We start from the raw sequence: 16,156 nt of genomic DNA, 5'->3' as shown, positions 1-16,156 counted from the left end.
GTAAATTGAAAGTGAAATCAGCCATAAAAAGAAGGCGCGCAGGCGCAGGCATGATTCTACCCGATTGTGTGGTTTTGTACTTAAAATCAAATTAGATTATTTCAACCATAAATAGACTATTTATATACCGGGCAATCCTGGAGACTAGGGTGGAGGTATAAAAACCGGGCGGTTTATGCGGCCGCCCGGGTGATCCGATTCATTCGATGGTGATATGGCTTAACTCTTCGGTACGGTCTGGCAAGGTCATGTTGAGGCCTTCGAGTGTTTTGACCAGAATGTCCGCGATAATGAGACTGCGCAGCCATTTGCGGTCCGAAGGGATGATATACCAGGGTGCCCAGGCGGTGCTGGTGCGGCTAAGCACATCCTCATAGGCGTGCATGTATTCATCCCACAGCGCGCGGTCTTTCAGATCGCCGGGGTTGAATTTCCAATGTTTGGAGGGGTCGTCGAGGCGTTCCTGGAGGCGCTGTTTTTGCTCATCTTTGCTGATGTGCAAAAAGAATTTTAGAATGATGGTACCTTCTTCGCTGAGCATTTTTTCAAAGGCATTGATTTGATCAAAGCGGCGCGACCAGACGTGTTTGTCGACCATATTCTTCACCCGCACCACCAGAACGTCTTCATAATGGCTGCGGTTGAAGATGACGATCTCGCCGGCCGAGGGTGTTTGTTTGTGGATGCGCCACAGATAGTCGTGGGAGAGTTCTTCGGGGGTGGGCACTTTAAAGTTAGCCACCGAAACGCCCTGCGGATTTACGCCCTCAAAAACATGGCGGATAACCCCATCTTTGCCGCCGGTATCCATGGCCTGCAGCACGATCAGCAGCCGGTGTTTGCCATGCGCGTAAAATAATTCTTGCAAGATTTCCAATTTTTCGGTGAGCTTGGTAAGCTGTTTTTTGCCTTCTTTCTTTCCCTCTTCAAAAAAACTTGAATCCGCGGGATCGAGTTTGGACAGGTCAATTTTCTCGCCGGGCTTCACGGGATTAAATGTTGGCATCACTCCTCCTCTTTCTGGTTTTGAGACAGGCTTGTTGTTATTGTACTGTCAATTAAAGTATCGTACAGTATGAATACGAACAGGTTATTTTTTTCTGCAATCCAATAACCGGGAAGGAGAGGTATGAAACCGAAGATTGACTCGGCTGCTTTTGGTGAAATTGTTGTGGGTGGGACGCAGTACACGCACGATATCATCATCCGGCTGGATGGCTCAATAGAACGGCGCAGAAAGCATCTTTCCAAGGCTGTCTATGGCACATCCCATCTTCTCTCTCTAGCAGAAGCGGAATTCATCTACGAACAAGGGGCGGAACAAGTCCTGTTTGGCGGCGGGCAGTTTGGCAAGTGTCGCTTATCTGATGACGCGATTGATTACTTCAAGAGCAAAGGCTGCGACGTAACTATGGTGCCCATTGGTGCGGCAATAGAACTGTGGAATCAGATGGATGGCAAGGTGATCGGTGTTTTTCACCTGACCTGTTAGTCCATCAGGATTGGATTTGGAAGCTGCCAACTTCTTGCACGTCTACCGGCACACCGTCAATTTCGGTGGGCAGGCGGTCGTTGGCGGGGAGCAGGTGAAGGGGGATTTTTTGTGAAACCATGACAACAATGGCAATTTCATGCGTCCAGGTGGAACGTTGGCGCCGGAAACCGACGCCAACGCCGACCACATTGGCTTTGCTCATCAGTTGGTCTTCAAACTGCTGTTTGACTTTTTCGGCGCGCTGGCGAGCCTCTTCCAGGTCTGTTTGAGCGGTCATAAATCTATCTCAAGTAAATCCAGAACGTGCTGAATGGGGTTAAAAATTGTCGTCTGGTTGGAGCCGGCGAAAAGCAGCCCAACCGCTTTTGGCTGGTCGCCGTGCACTACCAATGAGCCGGAATCGCCGCCCTGTGAGAAGGGGGTGGTAACAATCTGTTCTTCAAAGCGGGCGATACGGTTTTCCATGTAATTGACAGACACGGTGGCATTGACCACAGTGATCTGGCCGGTGGTGAACCCGGTGGTGCGGCCGGATTTCCGCACCGGCATGCCCAATTCGGGGACGAGGGTGCCGTCAATTTCACCGATTTCCAGGATGGTATCGAGAATGTCAGCGTCATTGAGCGGGCGGGCCAGAGCGGCATCCACCAGGTTGCGCGCTTCCGTATCGTATTTGCGGGCAGTAAGGCGGTGATGCGACCCAAACAATCCGGCCAAGCCGTTCAGAATATCGGTAACGGCGTTGGCAAAGGAGCAGGTGCTGTCGCTTTCATTGAATTGAATGGGGATGAAGCGCGCCAATTCAGCGATGGTGTGGTCTTTCACGGTGCCACCATCGGCGGGGCCGGGCTGCAAAATGGGGTCGCCCAGTTCAGCCGAATTGCTGTTGGCCAGAACATGATTGTTGGATAGGATCAGACGGGTTCCGGTCTGGCGGTCACGCACCACACAGCCCAATGTGCCAGCAGTGATGCGGAAGTGTCCGATACTGACGCCACCGGGGGCGGGCCGCCACATGTCGGTGCGGTTTTGAAAAGCGCGGATCTCGCCGACTTCCAACACGTCGGTGGCCGCGCCGTCAATTTCGCGAGGAATGATTTGCTGGGGGAGAAGGCTAGATTTGGGAAGTTTGGTCTTTACCAAAGCGACAATGCACAACCGGTCGGTGAGCTGGCCGCGGGTTACTTTGTAACCGGTGCCAACACCTACAACTTGCGGGAACGAGAGCAGCGATTCTTTATATGTTTCCTGAATTTGAAGAATTTCAGCCTGTTCCATGGGTCACCTTTCAACTTGTGTTTTTAGAGAGAACCGAAAGGATGCGGGCGAGCATGATAGGATCGTCTTTGAGCAACCCGGCAGGGGGCAGTCGTTTCAATAGTTCAGCCCAGTTGGGGTCCGCGTTAAATACTTGCTCGAATAACGGTAAGGCTTCTTCGACCCGGTCCATATCGGCCAGGGTAACAGCGTTCCAGAAGGGCAGCTCAATCAGATGAGGGGCCATGGAGTTGGCTTTTTGATAGGCGCTTAAGGCTTTGTCGACCTCATTTCTGGCCATAAACTCATCGCCCTTATTCATCCATTCATACGCGTCTTGAACCGTGAGCAGCCGCTGCAGTTCTTCAATCGGCCGGGGATGGTCTTCAACGCGCAGGTCGATGAGGGTGTCGTTCCAGGGTTTGCTGCTGGACTGGGCTTTGACCACGATCATGGCAGCGCTTTGTTGCCCGCGGATATCACCGCCAGCTTCCTGGGCGGCCTGCAGGGCGAGGATCATGCGATCTGCAAGGCGGCCGGTGGAGGCGCGGAAGGCTTCGGCCATGGCATGCCAGACAGTGTTGTTGAGCATCATGTTGGCTTGAACAGAAAAACCGTCTCCGGTAACGTGCCCGGCTTCAGCAATGCATTGAATGCCGGTATGCGCCCCAACTCTTCCACGCGCATCGACCATGGCAACCTGGCGAATCTCTTTGCGGACGTCTTGCGCGAGCAGGTTGGCGAGGGCGGTGGGAGCGGAGATTCCGGTGAACATCAACTCCAATCCCAGGGGGCCGTAAGAGGGATCGACCATGGCTTGTGTGGCTACCGCCCCAACGCCTGCTTCAGCCCATATGACCAGTGATCCGGTAGAGAACCAATGCGATTGAACCGCCGCGCCCATTTCTCCGGTTTCGGGGTCGCGGGCGACGATGGAGAAGGTGTGCGCGAAGGGAAAACGCGGGTAAGCGGGGGAGGGGGATCCTGATTTGCGGTTGTTCATGAACTGGCCTCGCTTGGGGAATTGAATGATGGATAAATCTACCTTCATTGTATGAAGACAATGGCTACGGGGCAAGTGTTTGCCCACATTTTTTATGCAGAGTGAAATGGAAATGGCGCGGGCTATTGGAGAATGTTGTCGGTGAAGCCGAGGGCGTAGCCAAAGATTTTGATGTACTCGGTAACGGTTGCCTGCCAACCGCGGGCTGAGAACATCCAGGTGGTGGCGTGGTACCAGTGTCCGCGCACGGGACGGACGCGCACGGTAAGCCCGGTTTCATCGAAGGCCTGGCGGAATTTGAGGCGGGTGCGGAAGGTATGGAAGGGATCGGTAATGACGATGCATGAATCGAAGTCATTTTTCTGCAGAAGCTGGCGCACGGCGGCGGCTTCGTCAATGGTGCTGGCGACCTGCTTTTCGGTGACGAGGATGGCGTCTTCGGGGACGCCCAATTTTCGGGCTTCGTTTTTGAGCAAGGTGGTGTAATCGGAGCCGAGCTGGGGCAGCTCTTCGCCGGTGTCGGTGATGATTACCCAGCGCACTGTCTGGTCGGTATACAGGCGGGCCGCTTCGCTTATGCGGTCCAACTCGCCGCCGCTCAAAGCCACGGCGGCATCCACTTTTTTCTGCGGGTCTGCTACGACGAGGAGCGCGCCGGCTGCCCAAAGGACTGCGTAAATAAGGAAGGGCAGGGCCAGGAGCAGACTGCCTGTGCCGACCAGTTTAAAACAAGATTTGGCAGAGCCGTTCCCTTTGGCAGGAGGGGTAGGGTGCATGTTTTCCTTTCTTTTGTGTGTTGCCCAGAGCTAGTCAAGCTGCGACAACGCGGTTCGCATTCTCTCCAGAGCATCCCGCAAAATGGCCTGCGAGGTGCCAAAATTGAGGCGCACAAAGCCCTGGCCGCCAATCCCAAAGTCATCACCGTTGTTCATGGCAACGCGGGCGTTTTCCAGGAAGAATCTTTGCGGATTGCCGGGAATGCGCGCCTCGCGGCAGTTGATCCATGCCAGGTAGGTGCCCTCGGGTGAGAACATGCTGATGCCGGGCAGGTTTTGCTGAATATAGCTGGCCAGGAAGTCGCGGTTGGATTCAAGGTAGGCGAGAAGTTCGCTGAGCCAGCTTTGCCCGTCCTGGTAGGCGGCAATGGCCGCGGTAACGCCTAATAAATTAATATGCCCGGTGAGACCGGCGCGGGCTTTCTCATAAGCGTGGCGCGTTTCGGGGTCAGAAATGACGGCGAAGGAGCCTTCGAGACCGGCGATGTTGTAGGTTTTGCTGGGAGCCATGAGGGTGATGGTGCGGCTGGCGATCTCGGGGCTGAGTGAGGCAACCGGAATATGCTGCTGGCCGCTGAAGATCAGGTCGCAGTGGATTTCATCGGAGCAAATAAGGACATCGTGCCGCTCGCAAATCTCGGCCAGGCGGGTAAGCTCGGCGCGGGTGAAAACGCGCCCAACCGGGTTGTGAGGATTGCAGAGGATGAAGAGCTTTGCCTGGGGAGTGATGGCCTGTTCAAAAGCCTCAAAGTCGATTTCGTAATAACCGCTGCCGGTATCCACAAGGGGGATGTCGAGACGGTGTAAGTCGTTATGCTCGGCGGCAACCAGGAAGGGCGGGTAAATGGGCGGCTGGACGATAACCTGGCTGTTGGGATGCTGGCGGGCGATCATGCGGCAGGCCAGGTTGAAGCCATTAATCACACCGGGCAGGAAGACGATATCTTCGGGTTTGATTTCCCAGTTATAAAGGTTTTTCAGGCGGGCAACGATCAGGTCGCGGAGTTCCTGGGGTTCGTAGGTGTAACCAAAGATGCCGTGTTCAACACGCTGGCGCAGGGCTTCAATCACCGCGGGGGGAGAGAGAAAGTCCATATCGGCAACCCATAGTGGCAAAACATCTTTGTCGTAGGCTTTCCATTTAATGCTGTTGGTTGAGCGGCGTTCGGGGGTGTTGTCGAAATATCCAGGCATGTTGAATCCTTTATGAACTGAAGTGTTGTTCCGCCCATTATAACCCCATCTGTCAAGGCCGGTTCATAGAGCGCTTTGCGCTGTCATCCTCAGAAGGTGAAGAATTGGCCGGAACCAGTTCGCCTGAAAACTGATATACTTACCACAATATAGAGTGCAAGTTCCCCAAAAGAATGGTTAAATTTAAGAATGAAACCTGTGATTGAAATTTGCGCATCGCCAGATTGGCGCTCTTATGAGCTGTTGGACAGCGGCGATGGAATGAAGCTGGAACGTTTTGGTAAGGTGGTGCTGGCGCGCCCGGAAGCCGAGGCCATTTGGAAAAAAGCCCTGCCCGAAAAAGCCTGGGAACAGGCGGATGGGCTTTTCATCAGCACGGGTGAGGAGCACGGCGGGCACTGGAAGGCGTTAAAAAACCTGCCGGAGCGCTGGCAAGTGGACTATAAGGGATTGAAGTGCTGGGCGCAGTTGAGCGGATCGCGGCATCTGGGCTTGTTCCCGGAGCAGGCCAGCCAGTGGGACTGGGTTGAAGATCAGATCAAAGCGGCGCGGCGGCCGGTGCGGGTGTTGAACCTGTTTGGTTACACTGGCATGGCAACCCTCAGCGCGGCCAGAGCGGGGGCAGACGTAACGCACGTGGACGCCTCGCGCAAGGCGATTTTATGGGCGAAAGAAAATCAGACCCTAAGCGGTTTGGAGCATTTTCCGGTGCGCTGGCTGGTGGATGATGCGCTGAAATTTGTGCAGCGTGAAGCGCGGCGTGGGAGCGCGTATGAGGGGTTGATTCTGGATCCGCCGAAGTTTGGCCGCGGGCCGAAGGGAGAGGTGTGGGAGTTTTACAAACTGATCCCAGAGCTGCTGGCAGCCTGTCAGCAGGTGATGTCGAAAGAGGCGTTGTTTGTGGTGCTGACGGCGTATTCGGTGAAAGCCTCGGCGCTGACCCTGCATTACGCGGTGGATGAAATGATGAAGGCCTGGGAAGGGCAGACCAGCGCAGGTGAAGTTGTATTAGAAGAAAAGAGCGCGGGCAGGCTGCTTTCGACGGCGATGTTTGCCCGCTGGCGGAATAACTCTTATAAAGAAGGCAGGTAAAGGAAGATGAATGAATATCCGAATATCGCAGTCATCGGACCAGGCGCAATGGGCGAGGCGATCATCGCGGGATTGCTGCGCAACGGGTTGAAAACGCCAAAGCAAATTTACGCTTCGGGTCCGCTGATTGATCGGGGCAAGGAAATTGGCGAACGATATGGGGTTCATTCCATCCATGACAATAAAGAAGCGGTCAAAAGCGCGGGTGTAGTGATCCTTTCCGTCAAACCGCAGACGATTAACCAGGTGCTGGCCGATCTGCACGGCTGCATTCCGCAAGACGCACTGGTTTTCTCCATTGTCGCCGGGGTGACGATTGAAATGATCAGCCGAGGGTTGGCGCACGATGCTGTAGTACGGGCAATGCCCAACACACCGGCGCAGATTGGCGAAGGAATCACGGTGTGGACCGATTCGGCGGCGGTGAATGACCGGCAGCGTGAGCTGGCCCGCATGGTGCTTTCGGCGCTGGGAGAAGAAGTGTATGTGGATGACGAAAGCTACCTGGATATGGCCACGGCGCTCTCTGGATCGGGGCCGGCGTATGTGTTCTTATTTATGGAAGCGATGATTGACGCGGGTGTTCACCTGGGTTTTTCGCGGCGCATCTCAGAAGAGCTGGTGATGCAAACGATCCGCGGGTCGGTGAATTATTTTGATAAAAAGCGGCATCACCCCGCCGAACTGCGCAATGAAGTCACCTCACCGGCGGGAACATCTGCGGCGGCGCTGTATTACCTGGAGAAGGCGGGGTTCCGCACAGCGATTTCTCGGGCGGTTTGGGCGGCGTATGAGCGCTGTGTGGAATTGGGCAAAGGCCGCAACAGCCAGATGCCCGAAAATATGTAAGATCACTGGTAGACGCAAATTGACAGGATGACTCCCATTAGCTGTTCGTGGGAGTCATTATTATTAATGATTTATTAACTGAGATGTTCACGGATGTTCAGGTTTGGATTATAATGCCGGATGAGCAGGCTGGCGCGTGGGATCGCGTCAGCTTTCACGTGTATTTATTGCCTGTTCTTCAGGCAAAGTCATGCCAGTGGGCAGCCAGGCAGGCTGCCTCAACAAAAAAGGAAGGAATGGAGGAAGTATTCAATGGAATTGGAGCATGAATTGGAAAGTGGTAAAGCAAAAGATGCTGCCGCGTCTGGCGGAAAACAGCGCGACGGCTTTACCACAGCCCTGGGTGTCATCGCGGCTACCCTCGGCTCGGCGGTGGGGTTGGGGAATATCTGGAAGTTCCCTTCGATCACCGGTCAAAATGGCGGTGCGGCATTTATCATTGTTTATTTAATCAGCACGCTGTTGGTGGGTTTGCCGGTGATGATCACCGAGCAAATGCTGGGCCGCAAGGCGCGAAAAGACGCAATTTCAACGCTGCGCGAACTGGCCCCCAAGAAACAACCCTGGTGGCTGGCCGGCGCGGCGGGTGTATTGGCTGCCTTTTTGATTATGGCTTTTTATACCGAAGTGGCGGGCTGGGTTTTCGCTTATATTTATAAATCGGTGGTTGGCGGGTTTTTATCGACGGACCCGGCGGTCACTTCGCAGGCTTTCGTTGACCTGATTACGAATCCGATGCAGTCCCTATTGTGGCAGTGGGTTGTGCTGGTTGTGATCGGCGCGATTTTGATGATGGGTGTATCCAAAGGCATTGAAGCGACGACCAAACGCCTGATGCCCATTCTGTTTTTGCTGCTGGTGGCGATTGGCATTCGCAGCCTGACGCTGGAAGGCGCGGGAGAAGGTTTGCGCTTCTTGCTGCAGCCCGACTTCAGCAAAGTAACCTGGACCACCGTGCTGGTGGCGATGGGACTGGCTTTCTTCAAACTGTCGACTGGCATGGGCACGATGATTACCTACGGTTCTTATTTCCGTGAGGAGCAGAATATTCCCGGTACGGCCACCAAAGTGATGCTGGCCGACCTGCTGGTCTCGATGCTTGCGGGCATCGCGATTTTCCCGGCGGTCTTCGCGTTTGGCTTTGAAGTGGACGCGGGCCCTTCGCTGCTGTTCATCACCATTCCGGCGGTGTTTGCTTCGATGCCGTTGGGCAATATCTTTATGGTATTGTTCTTCATTCTGGCTGGGATCGCGGCCACAGGCGCGATGCTTTCCCTGTTGGAAGTGCCGGTGGCATTCATCAATGAGAAGATGCATATCTCGCGCCCGGTAGCGACGGTGATCACCGTGGTTCTGCTGGCGCTGATCGGTTCAACCGCAGCACTTTCGAGCAGCACCCTGGCAGATGTGAAAGTCTTTGGCTTCACGTTCTTTGATCTGTTCGATTACACCACCTCGAATATTCTGCTGCCGGTGGGCGGTCTGTTCATCGCTCTCTTTGCCGGTTGGGTGTGGGGCAAAGACAGGATTGTGGACGCGTTGACTAATTCTGGCGCCTTGAAGAATGAGTGGGTTGTGAAGGCTTTCTACGTGGTCATTAAATTTGTAACCCCCGTTCTGCTCATCCTGGTTCTGCTGCGCGGGCTGTCGATTATTTAGCCTGACAGAAATGTGGAAAGATCAACGCCCCCGCGAAACTGCGGGGGCGTTTCGTTTTATGACTGCCTGACATGGATGCAATTACAGAATTGAAAAGTTAAATAACGCGAAATCGACCCATAAGAAGAGTTTATTCTGGATCAGTTATTTATATAATAGATTAGCCGTTTCTCATTTTGGTTCTTTGAAGTTTGCAACAAGGAGCGTTACCGATGGCTTACTCCAATCCGCAACGCGCAGCAGCGAAAAAACCGGCTGCGCCCCCCTCATTTTTTGGATTGATCTACCAATTTAATGGACTGCGAATTCTTCTCGCGGTGGTGATGGCGGCCGGCAGTATTGGCTTGATCCCCAACGGGGAGGCGCAAGCCGCCACCCTGACGGTTACCTCCACAGCTAACAGCGGGGCGGGCACACTGCGCCAGGCGATTGCCGACGCGGCTGACGGAGACACGATCAGCTTCAGCCTCACAACTCCGGCAACCATCACCCTGACCAGCCAGATTGAGATCACCAAAGAGGTAACCCTTAATGGGCCGGGTACGGCGAACCTGACCATCAGTGGGGGAGGGACCACGCGAATCTTCTATGTTTCGGCGGGCAAGCTGCGCCTGAATAATTTGACCATCGCCAATGGCAAGATTCAGGGTTCCAACGCGGCAGGCCAGACGCCCGGTACGGTTTCTGGCTTGGGCGGTGCGGTTTATATTGCCAGTGGAGCCGGCGTGACCGCCACGAACGTGGTTTTCAATAATAACCAGGCCAGCGGGGGAAATGGTGGCAACTCGGTTGAAGGTGATGGATACTACGGCGGTGCGGGCGGCGGCGCGGGCGGCGCCTCTGGCGTGAGCGCGCAGTTCGGCGGCGGCGGCGTTGGCGGAGGAGCCGATTCTGACCAGGGCGGCACGGGCGGTTTTGGCGGCGGCGGCGGGGGTAGCTCCGGAACGGCTGCCGGGGGTGTGGCCGGCTTTGGCGGAGGAAACGGTGGTTCCGGGCCGAAAGAGTATGGCTTCAGCGGTGGCGGCGGGGGCGGCGCGCTGGGCGACGCGGTGTTCATCGCCGAAGGCGGGGCACTGGGCTTGAAAAACGTCACCTTGACCAATAACAGCGTTACAGGCGGCGCGGGCGGTTCTGCCGCGACCATTTTTGGAGGCGCGGGGGGCGGCGGCGGTGCCGGGTTGGGTAGCGCCATCTTTAATGGCGGCGAACTGTGCATCGACACGGGAGTTACGTTCAGCGGCAACACTGCCACCGGCGGCGCGGCTGGAAGCGGAAAATGCGGTTTTGGCCCCGGAGACTGCCCCGGCCCGGCAGCGCCAGGCACGGGAGCCGATACAACCCCTGGTTATTATGATTATTCGAACAATACTTCGTGCGCGGTGTTTTTCAACCGGCCAACGAATATTACCTTTACGCCAGCCAGCCTGAGTGAAAACAGCGCGGCTGGATCTGTGGCAGGCGCCTTATCCAGCAGCGATCTGGACGCGGGCGACACGTTCACCTATTCGCTGGTGACCGGCACGGGGAGCGAGGATAACGCTTCTTTCTCTATCTCTGGAAGCAACCTGATCACTGCGGCGGTGCTGGATTATGAGACGAAAAGCACTTACCAGGTGCGGGTGAGAACAACGGACTCGCACAACCTGTGGTTCGAAAAGGCGATCACAGTTTCGATCATTAATGGCAATGACGCGCCTTCTGGCGTTACCCTGACGCCGGCCAGCCTGCAGGAAGGAGCCGCAGCGGGAACGCTGGTAGGCAGTTTGACCACCAGCGACCCGGATGGCGCGCAGACACACACCTATACCCTGGTGAACCCGGGCGGGGCTTGCAGCGGAGTGGATAACACCTCTTTTTCGCTGACAGGGAGTTCACTGCGCTCGGCGGCGGTGTTTGATTATGAAACGAAGAGCAGTTACACGATTTGCGTGCGCTCCACGGACAACGGTTCGCCAGCAATGAGCCTGGACCAGCAATTGACCATTGCCATCACCAACACCAATGAAAGCCCGACAGCCATCGGCCTATCGGCTGCCACGATTGACGAGAACCAGGCCAGTGGAACGGCGGTGGGTATCTTTTCCACGACGGACCCGGATGCGGGCGAAACCTTTACCTACTCGCTGGCCGCTTCGGGCACAGAATGTGCCGGCAGCGATAATGCTTCATTCACGATCAACGCGGGTGGGTTGTTCTCTAACGCGGTATTCAACTATGAGGTGAAAAACAGTTATTCAATTTGCGTGAAAAGTCAGGACAGTGGAGGCGGCAGCGTATACCAGGCGTTTTCCATTCAGGTGGAAGATGTGAATGAGGTTGCCAGCGCAATCGTGCTTTCCAATGACTCGCTTGCGGAAAACAGCGCAGCCAATTCGCTGGTTGGTAGCCTTTCGGCCAATGACCCGGACGAAGGTCAAACGCACCAATTTGTGCTGGCTGATGCGGTCAGCGGATGTGATGGCAGTGGGAACGGTTCTTTTACGGTCAGCGGGGATGATTTATTCTCCTCAGAAGTGTTTGACCATGAAGTCCAGAGCAGCTATGCGGTTTGCGTGCGCGCCACCGATAACGGTGATCCGGTGTTAAGCCGGGAACAATCTTTCACCATTAGCGTTGGAGACGTAAACGAAGCGCCAACCAACCTGACGCTATCGGCAGCCAGTTTGAATGAAAACCAACCAGTTGGCGCCACAATTGGCAGCCTTTCAACCAGCGATCCCGATGATGGGGATGCACACACATATACTTTGGAAAACCCTGGGGGCGCGTGCAGCGGGGCGGATAACGCGGCTTTCACCATCACCGGCGCCAGCCTGAAAACAACGCTGTCCTTTAATTACGAAGTAAAGAATAGCTATACCATCTGCGTGCGGAGTACGGACAGCGGCAGTTTATCTTTCGACCGGCAGTTCACCATCTCTGTTTTGGATGTGAATGAAACCCCGTATGATCTGAGCCTTTCCGCGGCGTCGATATCTGAGAATCAGCCTGCCGGAACAGAGATCGGGGTTTTCAGCGCCGCGGATGTGGACAGCGGACAGACGCTTGGCTTTTCGCTGGTGGATGCGGGCGGCGCGTGCAGCGGCGTGGATAACGGCGCGTTCACCATTGCTGGAGACCGGTTGAAATCGGCGAATGTGTTCAATTTTGAGAGCAAATCGTCCTATTCCATTTGCGTGCGGGTCAGCGATGACGGATCTCCGGCAACCAGCACTGACCGGCCCTTTACCATTGAAGTTTTAGATGTGAATGAAGCGCCTGCGGATCTGGCGCTCTCTTCCACCACCGTCGCGGAAAACCTTGCCGCGGGAAGCCTGGTTGGACTGATTTCCACCACGGAAAGTGACGCCGGTCAGACGGTGACTTACGCGCTGACCACGGATGGCGGCGCATGCTCAGACAGCGATCTGGAGGCGTTTACGATCAGCGGGAATGAACTGCGCACCGCGGTCGTTTTGAATTATGAAGAAAAGGCCAATTACCCTATTTGTATTCAAGCCACAGACAACGGATCGCCGGCTGCCAGTGTGGTAGGCTCGTTCAGCATTTCGGTGGCCAATGCCAATGACGCTCCCATTGTAGACAGCCCTCTCTCCGACCAGGAACGCAATGCGGGTGAGGTGTATGAGTTTGTCGTTCCGGCGGGCACGTTCAGCGACCCCGATGGAGACGAGCTGACCCTTGCGGTGGATTTATTGGGTGGCACGGCGCTGCCGGGTTGGTTAAGTTTTGACCCCGCAACCAATACACTTTCGGGAACGTTGATGCAAGCCGGGACGCTGGATGTGCGCGTGACCGCCAGCGACGGTCATGGCGGGTCGGTTGCGGATGTGTACCAACTGGTTATTCAGGCTTTGCCAGAGAATCATAACCCGGTTGTGGTGAACCCCATTCCGAACAGCAGCGGGCGAGCGGGTTTCTCCTTTAGTACCACTTTTTCACGGGACACTTTCGCCGATCGCGACGGTGATGGATTGGCTTACCAGGCCAGCCTGGACGGGGGCGGCGCGCTGCCCTCATGGTTGAGCTTTGACGCGGACAGCCGTACTTTTTCTGGCACGCCGGGCGCCGGGGATGTTGGCCTGATCAACGTGCGGGTGACCGCGCTGGATGGGAAAGGCGGCGAGGCTTCCACGGTGTTTCATTTGGGAATTGACCAGGACGTAGCTCCGTCTGTGGCGAATTTCATTCCCGACCAGGCAGGCCGGCGAGGTGAGCCGTGGATCTTCCAGTTTGCCGAGAACACCTTCATTGACTCCAACGGTGATCCAATTACCTACAGCGCAGACCTGGCAGACGGATCGGCGCTGCCGGGTTGGATGATGTTTGACCCGGACACGCGCACCTTCAGCGGTGTTCCGCCGGTGGATGTATCGGATTTCGTTTATGATGTGCGCGTGACGGCGACTTCGGGAACGCCCTCAGTCAGCGCGGTGGATGTCTTCCGCTTCAGCCCGTGGGTGGCGCAGACCAATGACAGCGATTTTCCCTCAGGCAGCCTGGTTGTCATCAACAACGCGCCCACTGCCGGGCCAGCCCTGCCGCCCAACACTTCGGTGCGCCTGTACGCGGCCATTGACCTGGAAATTCAATACGATAATCAACCAGTCAGCGAATTGACCGGCGACGGCATTCCGGTTTGTTTTCTGGTTGGTCCGGCGGAATTGGAGCTGGTTGGGGGTGACCTTTCGAAGTTTGTGATCGGAACTTCGCACGCTGGCGGCCCCTGGCAATTGCTGCAAACCTATCCTGGCAGCCAGCCAAACCAAATTTGTGCCAACTCTGTCCAGTTTTCCCTGTTTGAGCTGTTTATCCGCGATCAGGAGGAAACCGATGTGCAAATTCTGCCCTCCACCGGTTTTCCCCCCGATCGTCTCAGTCAGCCAGGGCCGCAGCCGGCACTGAAGGCCTACTCAGAATTGGACCAGGTGTGGGTGGAAATTCCAGCTCTTAAGGTCAAGACGGCCGTGTTAGGCGTACCCACGTCAGATGGAACCTGGGATGTAAGCTGGCTGGCGAATCAGTTGGGCTGGCTGGAAGGCAGCGCGTTCCCTGGGCTGGAAGGCAACAGCGTGCTCACCGGGCACGTTTACGACGCGAACGGAAAACCGGGTGTGCTGGTGGGGCTGAGCGGGCTGAAATGGGGCGATACGATTGTCGTTCACGCCTTTGGAATGCGCTATACCTACATGGTGCAGTCGGTTGAAGCTTTTGTTTCGCCAAAAAACCTGTCTGTTCTCCGGCATGAAGACAGCGCCTGGTTGACGTTAATCACCTGCCAGGGGTATGACCCCAACCGGGATGAATACCGGTGGCGAAGCGTGGTGAGGGCTGCGTTGGCCGCTGTGGAAGCCGAGTAACCGCAGACTTCATCGCGGAGAAAAAGGATATGCCCCCCATACCGCTCCCGTAAATGGTGGCGGTATTATGTTAAATATTGGTTAACAAGCGGAGTTTTAACAGGGTTGGGCGGGCCTGAAAAGTAATTTTTGCCATAGAAAGCCATATAATAGTGAAGATCAGTGCTGGTAAAATTGAGCAACTGAAAGGATGCTGGTGCGTGAATGAATGCATTTGAAGCGATTTTGAAACGGCGCAGCATTCGCAAATTTACAGAGCAGCCGGTCAGCGATGCGGATTTGCTGCATCTGCTGAAAGCGGCCATGGCAGCTCCCTCGGCGACGAACGCGCGCCCGTGGGAGTTTGTTGTCGTTACCGACGCGCAGGTGCTGGCTGAACTGAAGCGAGTGTTGATCCTGGCCCGGTTTAACGCGCCGGCCGCGGTGATTGTGTGTGGAAAGCCCAACTCGATTGCCGCGCGACGGTTCTGGGTGCAAGATTGCAGCGCGGCGATGGAAAATATGCTGGTGGCCGCGGTGGAGATGGGCCTGGGCAGCGTTTGGGTGGGTATTCATCCCGTTCACCTGTTTGAGCAGGGGGTGGCCAAAATTTTAGGCCTGCCCAAAGACGTAACACCCATGGGAATGGCGTACTTTGGATACCCGGCGGAAGAAAAAGAACCGCGCACCCAGTATGATGAGAGCAAGGTGCACTGGCAGAAATATGGCAATCCGAAAGCATCGTGATGGTTCGGTCAACAATCTTAGCCAGCCGGGTGATGAACGGTTTGGAAGAAACGGTAAATTAGCATGCGGTTTGAATCCTTAACGCTGGAAACACGGGATGTACAGGCGATCACCACCTTTTACACTGAGATTATGGGTCTGGTGGCCACGCGCGCTGAAAGTGAGCAGACCAGCTTTCAAATCGGGGCCACTGAACTCACCTTCAAACAGTTCACGGGCGATCAAGCTTCCAGCTACCATTTCGCGATTGAAATTCCCCCCAACCAGATTTACGAAGCGGGTGCATGGCTGGCGAGCCGCGTGCCTATTTTGCCGTTTCAGGGGAAGACATTGGTCGAGCATCAGGCCTGGAACGCGAAGGCCTATTACTTCACCGACGCGGGCGGTAACGTGGTGGAATTAATCGCGCGCGGGGCGGCGGTGAAGAGTGCGCGCAAGAAAGCGTTTAACCAGACTTCCCTGCTGCGCGTGAGCGAAGTGGGGCTGGTGGTCCCCAGTGTCAAGCGTTTTTGCGAGCAGTTGAATGTGTTAATGGAGATTCCTTATTACCAGGAGCCCAGCGAGGATTTTGCGGCAATGGGAGATGAAGAAGGCCTGTTGATTGTGAGCGTGAGCGGGCGGGGTTGGATTCCGATCAACCTGCCGGCTCGGCCGCACACGATTATTCTTCGGATGAAGGGGAACGTGAACCGGCGCTGGATTCCCAACGGGCTGCCCTATATTCTCGATTCACACACCTAGAGAC

General features: G+C 55.6%; 13 protein-coding genes. 7 read left to right on the top strand and 6 right to left on the bottom strand.

What is annotated here, in order from left to right; genetic code table 11:
* Positions 1 to 199 precede the first annotated feature (199 nt).
* Positions 200 to 1,006, bottom strand: coding sequence for a polyphosphate kinase 2 family protein (locus tag ADN00_RS07365; protein WP_075062318.1), 807 nt, complete (start codon positions 1,004 to 1,006; stop codon positions 200 to 202).
* Between the two features lie 123 nt (positions 1,007 to 1,129).
* Here ADN00_RS07365 and ADN00_RS07360 point away from each other — a divergent pair, with 123 nt between their 5' ends.
* Complete coding sequence (locus tag ADN00_RS07360) at positions 1,130 to 1,492, top strand: Mth938-like domain-containing protein (RefSeq protein WP_075062317.1); 363 nt, start codon at positions 1,130 to 1,132, stop codon at positions 1,490 to 1,492.
* Between the two features lie 4 nt (positions 1,493 to 1,496).
* Here ADN00_RS07360 and ADN00_RS07355 read toward each other — a convergent pair whose 3' ends face one another.
* The 5 genes from ADN00_RS07355 to ADN00_RS07335 all read right to left on the bottom strand — a co-directional run bounded on the left by ADN00_RS07355 (position 1,497) and on the right by ADN00_RS07335 (position 5,725).
* On the bottom strand, positions 1,497 to 1,772 hold the full coding sequence (locus tag ADN00_RS07355; RefSeq protein ID WP_075062316.1) for a hypothetical protein: 276 nt from the start codon (positions 1,770 to 1,772) through the stop codon (positions 1,497 to 1,499).
* Entirely contained in the window at positions 1,769 to 2,773 is a 1,005-nt protein-coding gene (locus tag ADN00_RS07350) for a chymotrypsin family serine protease (protein ID WP_075062315.1), read from the bottom strand. Before ADN00_RS07350 ends, ADN00_RS07355 begins: the two co-directional genes overlap by 4 nt.
* A 10-nt stretch (positions 2,774 to 2,783) precedes the next feature.
* On the bottom strand, positions 2,784 to 3,755 hold the full coding sequence (locus ADN00_RS07345) for a DUF1028 domain-containing protein (RefSeq protein WP_075062424.1): 972 nt from the start codon (positions 3,753 to 3,755) through the stop codon (positions 2,784 to 2,786).
* 122 nt (positions 3,756 to 3,877) lie between these two features.
* The gene (locus ADN00_RS07340) at positions 3,878 to 4,531 is read right to left on the bottom strand and encodes a YdcF family protein (RefSeq protein ID WP_075062314.1); all 654 of its coding nucleotides are present in this window, start codon (positions 4,529 to 4,531) and stop codon (positions 3,878 to 3,880) included.
* Positions 4,532 to 4,561: 30 nt separating this feature from the next.
* The gene (locus tag ADN00_RS07335) at positions 4,562 to 5,725 is read right to left on the bottom strand and encodes a MalY/PatB family protein (RefSeq protein WP_075062313.1); all 1,164 of its coding nucleotides are present in this window, start codon (positions 5,723 to 5,725) and stop codon (positions 4,562 to 4,564) included.
* A 189-nt stretch (positions 5,726 to 5,914) separates the two neighbouring features.
* On the opposite strand from ADN00_RS07335, the gene ADN00_RS07330 reads away from it, so the two are divergent.
* The 6 genes from ADN00_RS07330 to ADN00_RS07300 all read left to right on the top strand — a co-directional run bounded on the left by ADN00_RS07330 (position 5,915) and on the right by ADN00_RS07300 (position 16,152).
* Positions 5,915 to 6,817 carry a class I SAM-dependent methyltransferase gene (locus tag ADN00_RS07330; RefSeq protein ID WP_075062312.1) on the top strand — a complete coding sequence of 301 codons (903 nt, stop codon included), beginning with the start codon at positions 5,915 to 5,917 and terminating at the stop codon, positions 6,815 to 6,817.
* Positions 6,818 to 6,823: 6 nt separating this feature from the next.
* Positions 6,824 to 7,666 carry a pyrroline-5-carboxylate reductase gene (gene proC, locus ADN00_RS07325; protein ID WP_075062311.1) on the top strand — a complete coding sequence of 281 codons (843 nt, stop codon included), beginning with the start codon at positions 6,824 to 6,826 and terminating at the stop codon, positions 7,664 to 7,666.
* A gap of 252 nt (positions 7,667 to 7,918) precedes the next feature.
* The gene (locus ADN00_RS07315) at positions 7,919 to 9,325 is read left to right on the top strand and encodes a sodium-dependent transporter (protein WP_075062309.1); all 1,407 of its coding nucleotides are present in this window, start codon (positions 7,919 to 7,921) and stop codon (positions 9,323 to 9,325) included.
* A 212-nt stretch (positions 9,326 to 9,537) separates the two neighbouring features.
* A complete protein-coding gene (locus ADN00_RS07310; RefSeq protein WP_075062308.1) occupies positions 9,538 to 14,685 on the top strand; it encodes a cadherin domain-containing protein in 5,148 nt (1,715 codons plus the stop codon).
* Between the two features lie 204 nt (positions 14,686 to 14,889).
* Complete coding sequence (locus ADN00_RS07305) at positions 14,890 to 15,411, top strand: nitroreductase family protein (protein ID WP_075062307.1); 522 nt, start codon at positions 14,890 to 14,892, stop codon at positions 15,409 to 15,411.
* A gap of 63 nt (positions 15,412 to 15,474) precedes the next feature.
* Positions 15,475 to 16,152 (top strand): VOC family protein, encoded by a 678-nt coding sequence (locus tag ADN00_RS07300; RefSeq protein WP_075062306.1) that lies wholly within the window; start codon positions 15,475 to 15,477, stop codon positions 16,150 to 16,152.
* Positions 16,153 to 16,156 lie beyond the last annotated feature (4 nt).

Source organism: Ornatilinea apprima (assembly GCF_001306115.1).
In the GTDB taxonomy this organism is placed as follows: Bacteria; Chloroflexota; Anaerolineae; order Anaerolineales; family Anaerolineaceae; genus Ornatilinea; species Ornatilinea apprima.
This window is presented reverse-complemented; position numbering and strand designations above follow the sequence as displayed.